The organism is Nocardioides sp. Z30_9, assembly GCF_058215735.1.
Map to the genome: position 1 here is coordinate 1,518,308 of NZ_JBZAJF010000001.1, position 15,261 is coordinate 1,533,568.

Annotated in this window: 12 protein-coding genes; 9 read left to right on the plus strand and 3 right to left on the minus strand. The window is 72.6% G+C overall.

Annotation, left to right across the window (positions count from 1 at the left end; all coding sequences use genetic code 11):
* Nucleotides 1–32: 32 nt before the first annotated feature.
* From AC4BGB_RS07375 to AC4BGB_RS07395, 5 genes are all read left to right on the plus strand, one after another.
* A complete protein-coding gene (locus AC4BGB_RS07375) occupies nucleotides 33–929 on the plus strand; it encodes a sterol desaturase family protein (protein ID WP_490546121.1) in 897 nt (298 codons plus the stop codon).
* Between the two features lie 52 nt (nucleotides 930–981).
* Nucleotides 982–5,634, plus strand: coding sequence for an ATP-dependent helicase (locus tag AC4BGB_RS07380; RefSeq protein WP_490546123.1), 4,653 nt, complete (start codon nucleotides 982–984; stop codon nucleotides 5,632–5,634).
* Entirely contained in the window at nucleotides 5,634–6,419 is a 786-nt protein-coding gene (locus tag AC4BGB_RS07385; RefSeq protein ID WP_490546125.1) for an Fpg/Nei family DNA glycosylase, read from the plus strand. Before AC4BGB_RS07380 ends, AC4BGB_RS07385 begins: the two co-directional genes overlap by 1 nt.
* 103 nt (nucleotides 6,420–6,522) lie before the next feature.
* A complete protein-coding gene (locus tag AC4BGB_RS07390; protein WP_490546126.1) occupies nucleotides 6,523–8,037 on the plus strand; it encodes a spermidine synthase in 1,515 nt (504 codons plus the stop codon).
* 24 nt (nucleotides 8,038–8,061) lie between these two features.
* Nucleotides 8,062–9,054, plus strand: coding sequence for a hypothetical protein (locus AC4BGB_RS07395; RefSeq protein ID WP_490546128.1), 993 nt, complete (start codon nucleotides 8,062–8,064; stop codon nucleotides 9,052–9,054).
* Nucleotides 9,055–9,086: 32 nt separating this feature from the next.
* Here the strand turns inward: AC4BGB_RS07395 and AC4BGB_RS07400 are convergent, their stop codons facing one another.
* Both AC4BGB_RS07400 and AC4BGB_RS07405 read right to left on the minus strand, forming a co-directional pair.
* Nucleotides 9,087–9,746 carry a LuxR C-terminal-related transcriptional regulator gene (locus AC4BGB_RS07400; RefSeq protein WP_490546130.1) on the minus strand — a complete coding sequence of 220 codons (660 nt, stop codon included), beginning with the start codon at nucleotides 9,744–9,746 and terminating at the stop codon, nucleotides 9,087–9,089.
* Complete coding sequence (locus tag AC4BGB_RS07405; RefSeq protein WP_490546132.1) at nucleotides 9,743–11,071, minus strand: ATP-binding protein; 1,329 nt, start codon at nucleotides 11,069–11,071, stop codon at nucleotides 9,743–9,745. The genes AC4BGB_RS07400 and AC4BGB_RS07405 overlap by 4 nt, the downstream gene beginning before the upstream one ends.
* Nucleotides 11,072–11,195: 124 nt before the next feature.
* On the opposite strand from AC4BGB_RS07405, the gene AC4BGB_RS07410 reads away from it, so the two are divergent.
* Genes AC4BGB_RS07410 through AC4BGB_RS07420 form a run of 3 tightly spaced genes read left to right on the plus strand, consistent with a single transcriptional unit; the run spans nucleotide 11,196 to nucleotide 13,206 of the window.
* A complete protein-coding gene (locus tag AC4BGB_RS07410) occupies nucleotides 11,196–12,542 on the plus strand; it encodes a PspC domain-containing protein (RefSeq protein ID WP_490546134.1) in 1,347 nt (448 codons plus the stop codon).
* Between the two features lie 56 nt (nucleotides 12,543–12,598).
* Nucleotides 12,599–12,949 carry a hypothetical protein gene (locus AC4BGB_RS07415; RefSeq protein ID WP_490546136.1) on the plus strand — a complete coding sequence of 117 codons (351 nt, stop codon included), beginning with the start codon at nucleotides 12,599–12,601 and terminating at the stop codon, nucleotides 12,947–12,949.
* Nucleotides 12,946–13,206: a PspC domain-containing protein gene (locus AC4BGB_RS07420; RefSeq protein ID WP_490546137.1), complete on the plus strand. Its 261-nt coding sequence runs from the start codon at nucleotides 12,946–12,948 to the stop codon at nucleotides 13,204–13,206. Before AC4BGB_RS07415 ends, AC4BGB_RS07420 begins: the two co-directional genes overlap by 4 nt.
* Nucleotides 13,207–13,212: 6 nt before the next feature.
* On the opposite strand, the gene AC4BGB_RS07425 is transcribed toward AC4BGB_RS07420, so the two are convergent.
* Nucleotides 13,213–13,977, minus strand: coding sequence for a MerR family transcriptional regulator (locus tag AC4BGB_RS07425; RefSeq protein WP_490546139.1), 765 nt, complete (start codon nucleotides 13,975–13,977; stop codon nucleotides 13,213–13,215).
* 142 nt (nucleotides 13,978–14,119) lie between these two features.
* Here AC4BGB_RS07425 and AC4BGB_RS07430 point away from each other — a divergent pair, with 142 nt between their 5' ends.
* Nucleotides 14,120–15,259 (plus strand): acyl-CoA dehydrogenase family protein, encoded by a 1,140-nt coding sequence (locus AC4BGB_RS07430; RefSeq protein ID WP_490546141.1) that lies wholly within the window; start codon nucleotides 14,120–14,122, stop codon nucleotides 15,257–15,259.
* Nucleotides 15,260–15,261: the final 2 nt, after the last annotated feature.

Consider the following 15,261-nt stretch of genomic DNA (forward strand, 5'->3'; position numbering starts at 1 on the left):
CGCCCCGGCCGTGGGTCCTCTATCGTCCGCCCATGCAGATGCTCGCCGACCTCTGGAACGCCGTTCCCGAGCCGTTGCAGGACCCGGTGGCGCTGGCCATCCCGGTGTTCCTGGTGATGCTGGCGCTGGAGTCGACCGCGGCCGTGGTCCTGGAGGAGCACGAGTCCCGCCCCGGCAGGGGTGCCTACGAGCGCCGCGACGCCCTCGCCAGCATCTCCATGGGCCTGGTCTCGATCCTGACGATGACCGCCTGGAAGCTCGGGGCACTGGTCGGATACGCCGCGCTGTTCGCCTACGTCGCGCCCTGGCAGCTCGACCCCCGCCACTGGACGACCTGGGTGATCGCGATCGTGGGCGTGGACCTGCTGTTCTACGCCGCCCACCGCCTCGCCCACCGGGTCCGGATCGTCTGGGCGACCCACCAGGCCCACCACTCCAGCGAGTACTTCAACTTCGCCACCGCCCTGCGACAGAAGTGGAACAACTCCGCCGAGATCGTGATGTGGCTGCCGCTGCCCCTGCTCGGGGTGCCGCCGTGGATGGTGTTCACCGGCTTCTCGATCAGCCTCGTCTACCAGTTCTTCGTGCACACCGAGCGGGTCGACAAGCTGTGGCGGCCGATCGAGCTGGTCTTCAACACCCCCTCGCACCACCGGGTGCACCACGGCTCGGACCCGGAGTACCTCGACAGGAACTACGGCGGCATCCTGATCGTCTGGGACCGGATGTTCGGCAGCTTCCAGCCCGAGCTGCACCGCCCGACGTACGGCCTGACCCAGCCGGTGGGCACGCACAACATCGTCCGGCTGCAGACCCACGAGTACGCCGCGATCGCCCGCGACGTACGCCGTGCGCCCGACCTCCGCACTCGGTTGGGCCACCTGTTCGGCCCGCCCGGCTGGCGGCCGGCCGCGCCCGGGACCGACTGAGGTCCCCTCCCACCGGCCCGGGCCTGTCGGTGCCGTCGGGCAGGATGTTGCGGTGCACCAGTTCAGTGAGGCGACCCGTACCTGGTTCGCCGCGGCGTTCGCCGAGCCGACCCCGGCCCAGGTCGGCGCGTGGGACGCGATCGCCGCCGGCCGGCACGCCCTGGTGGTGGCCCCGACCGGCTCGGGCAAGACCCTCTCGGCGTTCCTGTGGTCCATCGACCAGCTCGCCACGCAGCCGGTGCCGGAGAAGACCAAGCGCTGCCGGGTGCTCTACGTCTCCCCGCTCAAGGCGCTCGCCGTGGACGTGGAGCGCAACCTGCGGGCGCCGCTGGTCGGGATCCGCCAGACGGCCGAGCGGCTCGGCACCTCGGTGCCCGAGATCCGGGTCGGGGTGCGCTCGGGCGACACCACGCCCCAGGAGCGGCGCCGGATCCAGAGCACCCCGCCCGACATCTTGATCACCACCCCCGAGTCGCTGTTCCTGATGCTCACCTCACGCGCCCGGGAGTCCCTGGCCGGGGTGGACACCGTGATCATCGACGAGGTGCACGCGGTCGCCGGGACCAAGCGCGGCGCCCACCTCGCGCTCTCCCTGGAGCGGCTCGACGAGCTGCTGGACCGGCCGGCCCAGCGGATCGGCCTCTCCGCCACGGTGCGCCCCGTCGACGAGGTCGCGCGCTTCCTCGGCGGCTCCGCGCCGGTGGAGGTGGTCTCGCCGCCCTCGGAGAAGGAGTGGGACCTCAAGGTCGTGGTCCCGGTCGAGGACATGACCGAGCTCGGCGAGGAGGGCGACGACGGTCCCCGCGCTGGTTCGATGTGGCCCCACGTGGAGAGCCGCGTCCTCGACCTGATCGAGCAGCACCGCTCCACCATCGTGTTCGCCAACTCCCGCCGCCTCGCCGAGCGCCTCACCGCGAGACTGAACGAGCTGGCCGGGGAGCGGCTGGCGCTGGCTGAGGGATCCGCGACCGAAGTGAGCGGCCCACCCGGCGGTCGAGCAGCGAACGAAGTAAGCGGTCCACCCGGCGGTCGAGCAGCGAACGAAGTGAGCGGTCAGTCGAGACCCCCCTCGGAGATGGCCGGGCAGAGCGGCACCGCCGAAGGAGCCGCCCCGGTGGTTGCCAGAGCCCATCACGGTTCGGTCTCCAAGGAGCAGCGATCCGTGATCGAGGACGACCTCAAGCGGGGCCGGCTGCCCTGCGTGGTCGCGACCAGCAGCCTCGAGCTGGGCATCGACATGGGTGCGGTCGACCTGGTCATCCAGATCGAGTCACCGCCGTCGGTGGCCAGCGCGCTGCAGCGGGTCGGGCGCGCCGGTCACCAGGTCGGGGAGGTCTCCCGCGGCGTGCTGTTCCCCAAGCACCGCGGCGACCTGGTCCCCTCGGCGGTCACGGTCGAACGGATGCGCACCGGCGGCATCGAGGCGCTGCACGTGCCGGCCAGCCCCCTCGATGTCCTCGCCCAGCACGTCGTGGCGGCCACCTCGATGGACGCGTGGAACGCCGAGGCGCTCTTCGACGTCGTACGCCGCTCGGCACCCTTCGCCACTCTGCCCCGCAGCGCCTACGACGCCACGCTCGACCTGCTCGCCGGCCGCTACCCCAGCGACGAGTTCGCAGAGCTGCGGCCCCGGCTGGTCTGGGACCGGGTCTCCGGCGAGCTCACCGGGCGCCCGGGGGCCCAGCGGCTCGCGGTCACCAGCGGCGGCACCATCCCCGACCGTGGCCTGTTCGGGGTGTTCCTCGTCGGCGGCGCAGAGTCGTCCTCGGGCTCCGCCCGGGGGCAGTCCCGGGTGGGCGAGCTCGACGAGGAGATGGTCTACGAGTCCCGCGTCGGGGACGTGTTCACCCTCGGCACCACCAGCTGGCGGATCGAGGACATCACCCACGACCGCGTCCTGGTCTCGCCGGCCCCCGGCCAGCCCGGCCGGCTGCCGTTCTGGACCGGCGACACCCTCGGACGGCCCGCGGAGCTCGGCGCCGCGATCGGGAAGTTCACCCGCGAGATCGCGGCGATGACCCACGACCAGGCCATCGCCCGGGCCACCGGCGCCGGGCTCGACGAGTGGGCGGCGCGCAACCTGGTCGGGCTCGTCGAGGAGCAGCGCGAGGCGACCCAGGCAGTGCCCAACGACCAGCAGCTGGTGGTCGAGCGGTTCCGCGACGAGCTCGGCGACTGGCGGATCGTGGTGCACTCCCCCTTCGGCACCCCGGTGCACTCGCCGTGGGCGCTGGCGATCAACGCCCGGCTGCGCGAGCGCTACGGCGTGGACGCCCAGGCGATGGCCACCGACGACGGCATCGTGCTGCGGATCCCCGAGACCGACCAGGACCCGCCGGGCGCCGAGCTGATCGCCTTCGAGCCCGACGAGCTCGAGCAGATCGTCACCACCGAGGTGGGCGGATCCGCGCTGTTCGCGTCGCGGTTCCGGGAGTGCGCCGCGCGCGCACTGCTGCTGCCCCGCCGCGACCCCGGCCGCCGGGCTCCGCTGTGGCAGCAGCGGCAGCGGTCGGCGCAGCTGCTCGAGGTGGCGGCGCGCTACCCCTCGTTCCCGATCATCCTGGAGACGGTGCGCGAGGTCCTCCAGGACGTCTACGACCTCCCCGCCCTGGTGGCGTTGCACCGCAGGATCTCCGAGCGGCGGCTCCGCCTGCTCGACGTGAGCACCCAGCGGCCGTCCCCGTTCGCGCAGTCGCTGCTGTTCGGCTACGTCGCGGCGTTCATGTACGAGGGCGACTCCCCCATCGCCGAGCGCCGGGCCGCCGCCCTGACCCTCGACCAGGGCCTGCTCGCCGAGCTGCTCGGCCGCGCCGAGCTGCGCGAGCTGCTCGACCCCGACGTGCTCGCCGAGGTGGAGTCCGAGCTGCAGCGGCTGGCCGAGGACCGGCGGGTGCGCGACAGCGAGGGGATCGCGGACCTGCTGCGGCTGCTGGGTCCGCTGTCGACCGAGGAGGTCCAGGCGCGGTGCGTCAGCCCCGACGAGGTCCCCGGCTGGCTCGCGCTGCTCACCGACTCGCGCCGGGTCGTGCCGGTCTTGATGAGCGGCATCGAGCGCTGGGCGGTGGTCGAGGACGTCGCCCGGCTCCGCGACGGGCTGGGCGTGCCCGTGCCTCCCGGCGTCCCGGACGTGTTCACCGAGCCGGTCGAGGACCCGCTCGGGGACCTCGTGGGTCGCTACGCCCGCACCCACGGGCCGTTCCTGGCCGCGGAGGTCGCCGACCGGCTCGGGCTCGGCGTCGCCGTGGTGCAGCAGACCCTGTCCCGGCTCGGGGCCCAGGGCCGTGTCCTCGAGGGTGAGTTCCGGCCGCAGGGATCGGGCTCGGAGTGGTGCGACGCCGAGGTGCTGCGCTCGCTGCGCCGGCGCTCGCTCGCCCGGCTGCGGCACGAGGTCGAGCCGGTCGAGCCGGTGGCCCTGGGACGGTTCCTGCCGGCATGGCAGAACGTGACTCCCTCCGGCAGTGGGGCGCGAGCCCGTCTCCGCGGCGTGGACGGGGTCCTCACCGTGGTCGAGCAGCTCGCCGGGTGCGCCGTACCCGCCTCGGCGCTGGAGACCCTCGTGCTCCCCTGCCGGGTCGGGGACTACGCGCCCGCCATGCTCGACGAGCTCACCGCGGGCGGTGAGGTCCTCTGGGCCGGCCACGGGGGGCTGCCCGGCTCCGACGGGTGGGTCTCGCTGCACCTGGCCGACACGGCACCCCTCACCTTGCCCGAGCACGGCGAGCTGGAGCTCTCCGTCGACCACCAGGCGGTGCTCGACGCACTGGCCGGTGGCGGCGCCTACTTCTTCCGCCAGCTCGCCACCTCCGCGGGGACGCGCGACGACAAGGCCCTCTCGGCGGCCCTGTGGGACCTCGCCTGGTCCGGCCGCGTGGGCAACGACACCCTGGCTCCGCTGCGCGCCCTGACCCGCACCGGACGCAGCGCGCACCGCGTCAAGCGGGGACCGACGCGCGTGCGCAGCGCCCGGCCGCGGTTGACCGGGGCGGCACTGCGCGGGTCGCCCCCCGACGTGGCCGGGCGCTGGTTCCTGCTCCCGGAGCGGGAGAAGGACCCGACCAAGCGCGCGCACGCCACGGCCGAGAGCCTGCTCGAGCGGCACGGCGTGGTCACCCGTGGAGCGGTGGTCAGCGAGCGCACGCCGGGCGGGTTCGCCGCGACGTACCGCGTGCTGGCCGCGTTCGAGGAGACCGGGCGCTGCCGGCGTGGCTACTTCATCGAGGGCCTCGGGGCCGCCCAGTTCGGCACCTCGGGGGCCGTCGACCGGTTGCGCACCTTCCAGCAGCCGGTGCCGCAGGGCCGCGGTGAGGGCGACCAGGTCGCGGTCGCCCTGGCAGCGACGGACCCGGCGAACCCCTACGGCGCGGCCCTGCCGTGGCCCACCTCGACCGGGTCCGACGGCACCGGCCACCGTCCCGGTCGCAAGGCCGGCGCCATCGTCGCGCTCGTCGACGGGGAGCTCGTGCTCTACGTGGAGCGTGGCGGCAAGACGCTGCTCACCTTCACCGACGACGAGAACTGCCTCGCGACCGGCATCGAGGCCCTGGGCCGCGTCGTGCGCGAGGGCGCGCTCGGCCGGCTCACCGTGGAGAAGGCCGACGGCACCAGCATCCTGGGCGAGGACTCCGAGGTGCTCCGGCGCGCGATGGAGTCCGCCGGGTTCGTGGCCACCCCGAGGGGGCTGCGCCTGCGGCAGGGGGTGAGCTAGTGCCCGAGGGCGACACCGTGCACCGCACGGCCCGCAGGCTGGACCGGGCGCTGACCGGGCAGACCCTGGTCGCCAGCGACTTCCGGATCCCCTCGCTCGCGACCAGCGACCTCGCCGGCGCCTCGGTGCTGGGCACCGTCGCACGCGGCAAGCACCTGCTCACCCGCTTCGACACCGGCGTGACGCTGCACACCCACCTGAAGATGGAGGGCAGCTGGTCGGTGCACCCGGTCGGCACCAGGTGGAACAAGCCCTGGCACACCGCCCGGGTCGTGCTGCGCACGGCGACCACCGAGGCGGTCGGCTTCCAGGTGGTGCTCGACCTCGTCCGCACCGACCAGGAGGAGACCCTGGTCGGGCACCTCGGCCCCGACCTGCTCGGCCCCGACTGGGACCCCGACGAGGCACTGGTCCGGCTCGTGTCCCGACCGGAGGTCCCCATCGGCGACGCCCTGCTGGAGCAGCGCAACCTCGCCGGGGTCGGCAACGTGTTCAAGTCCGAGCTCTGCTTCATCGGCCGCGTCGACCCGCTCACCCCCGTCGGCGAGGTCCCCGACCTCCCCGCGATGGTCGCCAAGGCCAAGCAGCTCCTCGAGGTGAACAAGGACCGCCCCACCCGGATCACCACCGCCGACACCCGCCGCGGCTACCAGCTGTGGGTCTACGGCCGCCGGGGCCCCTGCCTGCGCTGCGGCACCCGTATCGCCAAGGCCGACCAGGGTCCCCCCGGCCAGGAGCGCCCCACCTACTGGTGCCCTCGCTGCCAGGTCCGGTTTCCCAGGTGATGAACCCGTACTGCCTCTTCACACACCCCTGCCACGTACGCCGCAGCAGCCCTCCCGATGACCGCCCAGGGACTGTTCTTGGGGGTCCCTATATGTTTCCGGCGTGACTGCACCTGTACGGGATCGTCCCCGCTACCTGCTCGAGCTCGTTGTCTTCGCTGTCGGCATGTCCAGCCTGGGGGCCGAGATCGCGGCGGCCCGGCTGCTGGCGCCGTGGTTCGGGGACAGCACCATCGTGTGGGCCAACACGATCGCCACGGTCCTGGTGGCGCTCTCGATCGGCTACGCGATCGGCGGCCGGCTGGCCGACCGCAACCCCACGATGGCGGGGATGGCGCGCTGGGTGCTTGCGGCCGCGGCGCTGCTCGCGCTGGTGCCGTTCGTCGCCGGCCCGTTCCTGCGCCTGTCGACCAAGGCGTTCGCCGACCTGTCCGGTGGGCTGTTCGTCGGGTCGCTGGTCGGCGTGGGCGTGATGATCGCGGTGCCCGTGCTGCTGCTCGGCATCGTCTCGCCGTACGCCGTGCGGCTGAAGGTGGACATCGTCGAGGACGCCGGCCGGGTCGCCGGACGGCTCTACGCGATCGGCACGCTCGGCTCGCTCGCCGGCACCTTCGGCGCCTCGCTGCTGCTGATCCCGCTGGTCGGCAGCCGCCGCACGTTCCTGATCTTCGCGCTGATGCTGGCGATCTCGGTGATCCCCGCGTTCGGCCGCAAGTGGGTCGTCGGCGCCGCGGTGGCCGCCGTGATCGCCGTGCTGATCGCCCTGCCGGTGGGGTCCACCAAGACCGTGACCAGCGGCGGCAAGGTGATCTGGGAGAAGGACACGGAGTACCAGTACGCGCGGGTCATCGAGGACGCTGACGGCGACCGCGTCCTGGAGCTCAACGAGGGCCAGGCCGTGCACTCGGTCTACCGCCCGGGCGAGTACCTCATGGGCGGGTACTGGGACTCGATGCTCACCCTGTCGTTCGCCGGTGAGCGCGAGCCCGAGCACATCGTCAACCTCGGCAGCGCTGCCGGCACGGTGGCCCGCGGGCTGACCCACTACTTCCCCGGCATGAAGATCGACGCCGTCGAGCTGGACCCGGAGGTGACCAAGGTCGGCCAGGAGCTCTTCGACTACACCGGCGAGAACATCACCACGCACACCGCCGACGCCCGTCCCTGGCTGCAGTCGCGCGAGGACAAGTTCGACTCGATCCTGGTCGACGCCTACCGCCAGCCCTACATCCCGTTCTACCTGACCACCAAGGAGTTCTTCGAGGTCGCGCTGGACCGGCTCTCCCCCGGCGGCACCGTCTCGGTCAACGTGGGTCACGTGCCCGGCAACGACGACCTGGAGAAGGTGCTCACCGCCACGATGCGCTCGGTCTTCGGCGAGGGCCGCGTCTGGCGCGACCCGGTGGACGAGACCAACACCGTGCTGCTGGCCACCAAGGGCGACTTCGACCCCAGGGTCAACCTGCGCAAAGCCGAGATGCCGGCAGAGGTGCGGGCGGTGGCCGACGAGGCCGCTGACCGCCTCGAGCCCGGCCTGCGCGGCGGCAAGGTCTACACCGACGACCGCGCCCCGGTGGAGTGGCTGATCGACGCCTCGCTCGCGAAGGTGGCCGAGTAGCCCTCCGCGGTTCACAATGGCTCGATGCTGCCAGACGCCCTGCCCGACCCCGAGGAGCTGTGGTGGTCCTGGGTCGTGCTCGCGGCCTCGCACCGCGCTGCGGGCGACGACCGGTGCTGGTACGACGCCCGGCAGGGCACCTTGTGCCTCGAGCTCGACTCCGGTGAGTGGCTGCGGATGCAGCGAGTGCGCGGCACCCGCTTCTCGCTGTGGGGCCGGTCCCGCGTGGCGCCGAGCACCGCGCCGGACCCCCGGCAGCTCGCCCCTGAGTGGGCGGTGACCGAGGCGACCCTGGAGGACCACCCCTCCTTCGTCGGCTGGCACGCCCACGGGGAGTGGGACACCAGCTCTCCGGGCACCGACGAGGGCGCCCCGCACCTGATCCGTCCGTTGCTCACCGTCGACCCGCGGGCAGTGACCGCGGTTCGTGAGGGGCGCACCGACCCCCAGACGCTCTCCACCTGGATCAACGGCGAGGACCTCACGGGGGCGGTCGACGTGGTGCTGCTCGCCACCGGAGCCGCCCCGGCCGCCGCGACCACGGGAGCGGTGAGCGCCCGGTTGCGCGCCCAGGTTCACGACCAGATGCACGATGCCGCCGAGCGCGAACGCCCCGTGGTCCAGCGGCCACCGGCCCTGGTGCGGTGGCTGCGCGTCAACACACCCCCCATCCCCTTCGAGTACGCCGTGATGGCGCGCCGTGAGCAGCTGCTCCCCGCCCCGCGGAACACCCCGCTCACCGAGCCGGCCCGGCGGAGCCTGACCAACGTGCTCGCGACCCTCCACCGCGACGAGGCCAACGAGGAGTCCGGCGCCTGGCTCTTCGCCCGGGTCGCCTCCAGCGACGGGGTCAACGTGCGCTTCCAGCGCGCCTTCGACAGCTGGCCCGAGTGGTACCGGCTGCACGCCGGCGAAGCGGCCCCGACGCTGGAGGACCTCGCCTGGGAGATGCACCAGCGCATCCCCGCCTGGCGCCCGCTGTGGGCCAGCCTGCTGCCGGCGGTCCCCCCGACCTGAGCAGCGCCTCGGCAGCGTCCGGGGCTCTGCCCTCAGAGCAGCCTGCGGTCCGATGCCCAGCGGGTCAGCTCGTGACGCGAGGAGAGCTGCAGCTTGCGCAGCACCGAGGACATGTGGGTCTCCACGGTCTTGATCGAGATGAACAGCTCGGCCCCCACCTCCCGGTAGGAGTAGCCGCGCGCGATCAGCCGCATCACCTCGCGCTCGCGCTCGGTGAGCCGGTCGAGGTCCTCGTCGACCGCTGCCACCTCGACGGTCCCGGCGAACGCGTCCAGCACGAAGCCGGCCAGGCGCGGGGAGAACACCGCGTCGCCCGAGGCCACCCGGTCGATGGCCGCCACCAGCTCGGGGCCGGTGATCGTCTTGGTGACGTAGCCGCGAGCCCCGGCCCGGATGGTCCCGATCACGTCCTCGGCCGCGTCGGAGACCGACAGCGCCAGGAACTGGGTCGGTGGGCCCTCGGTCTCCCGCCGCGGGGAGGCGGCCACCCGGCGCATCACCTCGGCCCCGCCACCGCCGGGCAGGTGCACGTCGAGCAGCACCACCTCGGGCTGGTGCGCGAGGACGGCGGCGACCGCCTCGTCGACGTCGGCCGCCTCCCCCACCACGTCCACGGCCGAGCCGAGCTCGGCCCGGACCCCGGTACGGAACATCGCGTGGTCGTCGACGATGACGACGGTGTGCAGGCTCATGGGCTGGACTCCTTGTTGCGTTGGCCGTGCGGCATGGACAGGCGGACCTCGGTGCCGGAACCCGGCACGCTGCGCACCGACGCGGTGCCGCCGTGGCGCTCCATCCGGCCGATGATGCTGCTGCGCACGCCCTGACGGTCGGGGGCGACCTGCGCCGGGTCGAAGCCGGTTCCGCGGTCGCGGACGAACACCTCGACGCCGGCCGGGGTGGCCTCGCCGTACACGTCGACGGCGCCGGCCCCGGAGTGCAGCGCCGCGTTCGCGATCGCCTCCCGGGTGGCGAGCACCAGCGGACGGTCACCCTCGGCGAGGGTCGCGTCGCCCACGCAGACCACCTCGACCGGTACGCCGAGACTGTCCTCCACCTCCGCGGCCACGCCCCTGAGCGCGTCGGCGAACGTGGCCGGCCCGGCGGTGTCGGGGTCAAAGAGCCACGAGCGGAGGTCTCGCTCCTGCGCGCGGGCGAGGCGGGAGACCGTCGCGGGATCACCGGCGGAGCGCTGGATCAGCGCCAGGGTCTGCAGCACCGAGTCGTGCAGGTGCGCGGCCACGTCCGCGCGCTCCTGGGACCTGACCCGGGCCTCGCGCTCCTCGCTGAGGTCCGAGGAGAGCCGCAGCAGCCACGGCCCGACCATGAACCCGAGCCCCACGATCCCGAAGGCGGCGGCCAGCCCGACGTTGAGCGCGACGGTGAGGTTGCCCGAGCGCAGCGAGAACAAGGTGACGGCGGCGATCAGCAGGAGCAGGCCGACGCCGATGCGCAGGTAGGACCGCCAGCCGCCCTCGCCCACGAGCGCTCCCACGGGACCCAGCCGGCCCCCGGGGTTGCGCCACCGGCCCTGCTGGGCCTCGTCGGCCTGGTGCCAGAGCAGCGCCACCCCGCAGCCCGCGAGCAGCAGCGGCCCCTGGGCCAGGGTCTGGCCGGTGACCATGGCGAGGGCGATCAGGATCCCGATCGCGATGGCGCCGACCGCGACCAGCGGCCCGTAGTCGGCCAGCCGTTGCTGCGGTCGCGCGCCGCGTCGGCCCTGCCGGGTGGCGGCGTCCAGGCCGGGTGAGCGCGACTCGGTGTGGCGTTGGGCGGGCAGGAACATCCACAGGGCGCCGTAGAGCACCACACCGAAGCCGCCGAACGCGACCAGGGCCAGCATGGCCATCCGCACCCACAGCACCGGCAGCCCGAGGTGCTCCGCGAGGCCCGATGCGACACCGCCGATCCAGCGGTCGTCGGTGGAGCGGAACGCGCGCCGGGGCCCGTCCGGGGCGGCGCCGGGCGGCACCGGGCCTGGGCCGGCGGGCAGTGGAGGGGGCAGGGGGCGGCTCATTTCCAGGTCATCGTGTCACCGCGCACCCCCGAGCCACATCAGGTATGACCCCTGAGCCGGTGCGCCGGGGTTTCAGGGTCGTCCCCGATGGTGCCGCTCGCCAGGCACCGCCACGATGGATGACATGAACCAGTACGGCGCCACCACCGACCCCTCCGGCACCTCGCCGGGTGACTCCCCGGACAACTCTCTGGGATCCGAGGAGTCCGGGCAGCACGGCGGCCCCCGCGTCACCGCCGAGCAGCTGCGCGACATCGACCGCCTGCGCCGCAGCACCAGCGACCGCTACATCGCAGGTGTCGCGGGCGGACTGGGCCGCTACCTCGACGTCGACCCCACCGTGATCCGCGTGGTCCTCGGGGTGCTCACCTTCTTCGGCGGGGCAGGTGTCCTGTTCTACGCCGTGGCCTGGCTCGTCCTTCCCGAGGAGGGACAGCAGCAGGCCACCGTCGACCTGCCTCCCGACGTACGCCGGGTGGTCCTGCTCGTGGTCGGGGTGGTGGCCCTCGCGGCCGTCCTCGGCACCCCGTTCATCGGCGACAACTGGGGCACGAACTTCCCGTTCCCCCTGGTCGCACTCGCCCTGGTCGCCGTGGCCCTGTTCGCCACCCGCGGTCGCCGCCGGGCCGACCGCGTCCCGCCGGCCCCCTGGGGCAGCGTCCCCACATCCCCCACCCCGACCCCCGACCCGAGAGGCACCACCATGTCGTCCACCCAGAGCGCGCCCGTCGAGCAGACCCGCCCGATCCACGCGCCCGGCACCGAGGCGGGTTGGATGCCGCCACAGAACCCCCCGCAGCACCCGGCCCAGGGCCCGCCGCCGGCCTACCTGCCGCCGCTGCCGCCCCGGCCACGGCGCACCGGGATGGTGCTGTTCTGGCCCACGCTGGCGCTGATCGCGATCGCCCTTGGCACCCTGGGCATCTTCGACGTCTCGGCGACGGTGAGCCCCTCGGCGTACTTCGCCCTCGCCCTGGCCGTGACGGGCGTGATGCTCCTGGTCGGCGCCTTCGTGGGCCGGCCCGGCGGCCTGATCGCCCTGGGACTGATGACCAGCCTCGCCCTGGGCGTGGCGAGCACCATCGAGGCCACCACCGACTGGGAGACCAGCGGTGAGTCGATGCGCGCCCAGCCGACCAGCGCCCAGGCGGTCCAGGACAGCTACCGGGTCCCCAACGGCTCGATCGACCTCGACCTCACCGGCGTCCGCGACCTCGCGGCCCTGGACGGCCGCACCATCGAGGTCGGCCTCAACGCCGGCGACATCACGGTGGTCCTCCCCCGCGGCCTGAACGCGATCGTCGACGCCGACCTGCGCTTCGTCGGGAACATCACCATCGGCAGCAGCAGTCGCGGGGGCTTCGAGCAGTCACTCACCCGGACGCTCACCGGATCGACCGATCCGACGGCTCCCACGATCACCCTGGACATCGACGCCCGCGCAGCCGGCATCGACGTCCAGCAGGAGTGATCCCCCGGTGACCACACGCCCGTCCCCGACACGTCCCCCGACTTCAAGGAGCACCCATGTCCGCCCCCCAGCCCCCCGCTGACCGCCGCGTCAAGATCCCCCACCTCGTCTTCGCCCTGCTCTTCCTCGGCCTCGTCGTCATCTGGTCCCTGGGTACCAGCGGGGTGCTGCGAGGCGAGTCCCTGACCATCCTGGGCCCCGCCGTGCTCGTCGCCGCCGGCGTCATCGGGCTCGGCGCCAGCCTCGCCGGCAGCCGCAGCCGCAACCGCGACGCCACCCTTGCCGAGCCCTTTACCGAGCCCTCTACTGGGCGCTCTTCCGAGGGCGAGGAAGCAGGTCGTTACGGGTACGACCACGATGAGTACGACCAGCCCGCGCCGTCCGACGACACCGAGGAGCTCCGATGACCGACCAGCCGAACGATCCCTACATGCAGCCCCCCGGGCAGCCGCCCGTGCAGCCCCCGCCGCCGCCGCGGCCGGTCAAGCGGCTCACCCGCAGCTCGGTGGACTCCCCGGTGAGCGGGGTCTGCGGCGGCATCGCGGAGTACCTCGGGATCGACGCCACCGTCGTTCGCGTGCTCGCGGTCCTCGCGATGGTGTTCACGTTCCCGGTGGGCCCGCTGGTCTACGTCGTGCTGTGGGCGATCATCCCCAAGCAGTGAGACGCCTCAGTCCCGCGAGGAGTCCGAGAGCGACCGGGTGATCACCTGGTTGGAGGCCCGCTGGAAGCCGCCGACGACCGCCTCGAGCGTGAGCTGGCGCAGCTGCGAGACCTTCTGCTCGAACGCGGCCTTGTCGGCCTCGCTGTGCGGCTGGCCCCGGAACGGGGCGAGGACCCGCGTGCGCAGGATGTGGGTGAGCTCGTCGGCCAGCGCGTCCATGTGCCGGGTGATCGCCTCGGCGGCCTCCTCCACGGAGTCGACCGGGATGTCGAGCTCGACCAGCTTCAGCGCGGAGTCGAAGGACGGCAGCGGCTCGTAGCGGTCGCCGTCGACGCGGACCGCGTAGATCCTCACCAGCCGGTCGATGTCCTCGTCGTCGAGGGTGCGCCCGGCGCGGCTCTCCAGCTCGCGCCGGGTCACCGACTCCCGCGGCCCCGCGCTCCACGAGGTGAGCAGCGCACGCTGCAGGGTGAGGTCCTCCACGGAGGCGTCGGCCGGGACCCGGGCGAGGTACTTCTCGATCGCGGCCAAGGTGAAGCCGTGGTCCTGCAGGGCCCGGATCAGGTCGAGGCGGGCGCGGTGCGCCGGGGTGTAGTACGCCATCCGCCCGCGGCGCGCCGGCGGTGGCAACAGCCCCAGGCCCGCGTAGTAGCGGGTGGTGCGCACCGTCATCCCGCTGGCTGCGGCGAGCTCGTCCACGGTGTAGAGCTGCTCCCCGGGCCCGGCTCCGGCCCCGGGTCCAACTGCGGGTGACCCTGGCTCGTCCGACACCCCTCGACCGTAACAGTCCTACTGGCACAGTGCCGCCTCCGCGTCTCATTGGCAGGCGGGTGCAGCCGCGTCGGCCTTGAAGCGTGACAGTTTTGCTGTAACAGTGAGAACGTCATCCTCACCCTGCCGACTGGAGCCCTTCATGCCCGACCTGTACACCGCTGAGCACGAGGACTTCCGGAAGAGCGCCCGGACATTCTACGAGCGCGAGGTCGTGCCGTTCCACGACCAGTGGGAGCAGGACGGGATCGTGCCGCGCGAGCTGTGGCTCAAGGCCGGCGAGGCCGGGCTGCTGTGCTTCGACGTGCCCGAGGAGTACGACGGCCCCGGCGTCGACGACTTCCGCTACAACGTGATCGTCTCCGAGGAGCAGACCCGCGCAGGAGTCAGCGGCCCCGGGTTCTCGGTGCACACCGACATCATCGTTCCCTACATCACCAGCCTCGGGACCGAGGAGCAGAAGCAGCGCTGGCTGCCCGGCACCGTCTCGGGCGAGATCGTCACCGCGATCGCGATGACCGAGCCGGGCGCGGGCAGCGACCTGCAGGGCATCCGGACCACCGCGGTCGACAAGGGTGACCACTACCTGCTCAACGGCTCCAAGACCTTCATCAGCAACGGCATCCACGCCGACCTCGTGATCGTGGTCGCCCGGACCGACCCCGAGGCCGGCCACAAGGGGATCAGCCTGCTGGTCGTCGAGCGCGGCATGGAGGGCTTCGAGCGTGGTCGCAACCTCGACAAGATCGGGCTGCACGCGCAGGACACCTCCGAGCTGTCCTTCACCGACGTCGTGGTGCCCAAGGAGAACCTCCTCGGCGAGGAGGGCCAGGGCTTCATCTACTTGATGATGAACCTCCCCCAGGAGCGGCTGATCATCGCGGCCCAGGCCGTCGCCGCCGCCGAGGCGGTCGTGGAGATGTGCATCGACTACGCCAAGACCCGCGAGGCGTTCGGCAAGCCGATCGGCAAGTTCCAGCACAACCGGTTCCTGGTCGCCGAGATGGCCACCGAGGTCCGGGTCGCCCGCGCGTTCCTCAACGAGTGCCTCACCAAGCACCTCGCGGGCGAGCTCACCGCTGTGGACGCGTCGATGGCGAAGTACTACTGCACCGAACTGCAGAACAAGCTGGTCAACCAGGGCGTCCAGCTCCACGGCGGCTACGGCTACATGATGGAGTACCCCATCGCCAAGGCCTACCTGGACAGCCGGATCTCCACGATCTACGGGGGCACGACGGAGATCCAGAAGGAGATCATCGGCCGGAGCCTGGGTCTCTAGGC

Coding starts and splice junctions, on each gene's coding strand:
- AC4BGB_RS07410 (WP_490546134.1), top strand. CDS start 11,196: ATGAACCAGTACGGCGCCACCACCGACCCCTCCGGCACCTCGCCGGGT.
- AC4BGB_RS07430 (WP_490546141.1), top strand. CDS start 14,120: ATGCCCGACCTGTACACCGCTGAGCACGAGGACTTCCGGAAGAGCGCC.
- AC4BGB_RS07415 (WP_490546136.1), top strand. CDS start 12,599: ATGTCCGCCCCCCAGCCCCCCGCTGACCGCCGCGTCAAGATCCCCCAC.
- AC4BGB_RS07420 (WP_490546137.1), top strand. CDS start 12,946: ATGACCGACCAGCCGAACGATCCCTACATGCAGCCCCCCGGGCAGCCG.
- AC4BGB_RS07405 (WP_490546132.1), bottom strand. CDS start 11,071: ATGAGCCGCCCCCTGCCCCCTCCACTGCCCGCCGGCCCAGGCCCGGTG.
- AC4BGB_RS07375 (WP_490546121.1), top strand. CDS start 33: ATGCAGATGCTCGCCGACCTCTGGAACGCCGTTCCCGAGCCGTTGCAG.
- AC4BGB_RS07400 (WP_490546130.1), bottom strand. CDS start 9,746: ATGAGCCTGCACACCGTCGTCATCGTCGACGACCACGCGATGTTCCGT.
- AC4BGB_RS07395 (WP_490546128.1), top strand. CDS start 8,062: ATGCTGCCAGACGCCCTGCCCGACCCCGAGGAGCTGTGGTGGTCCTGG.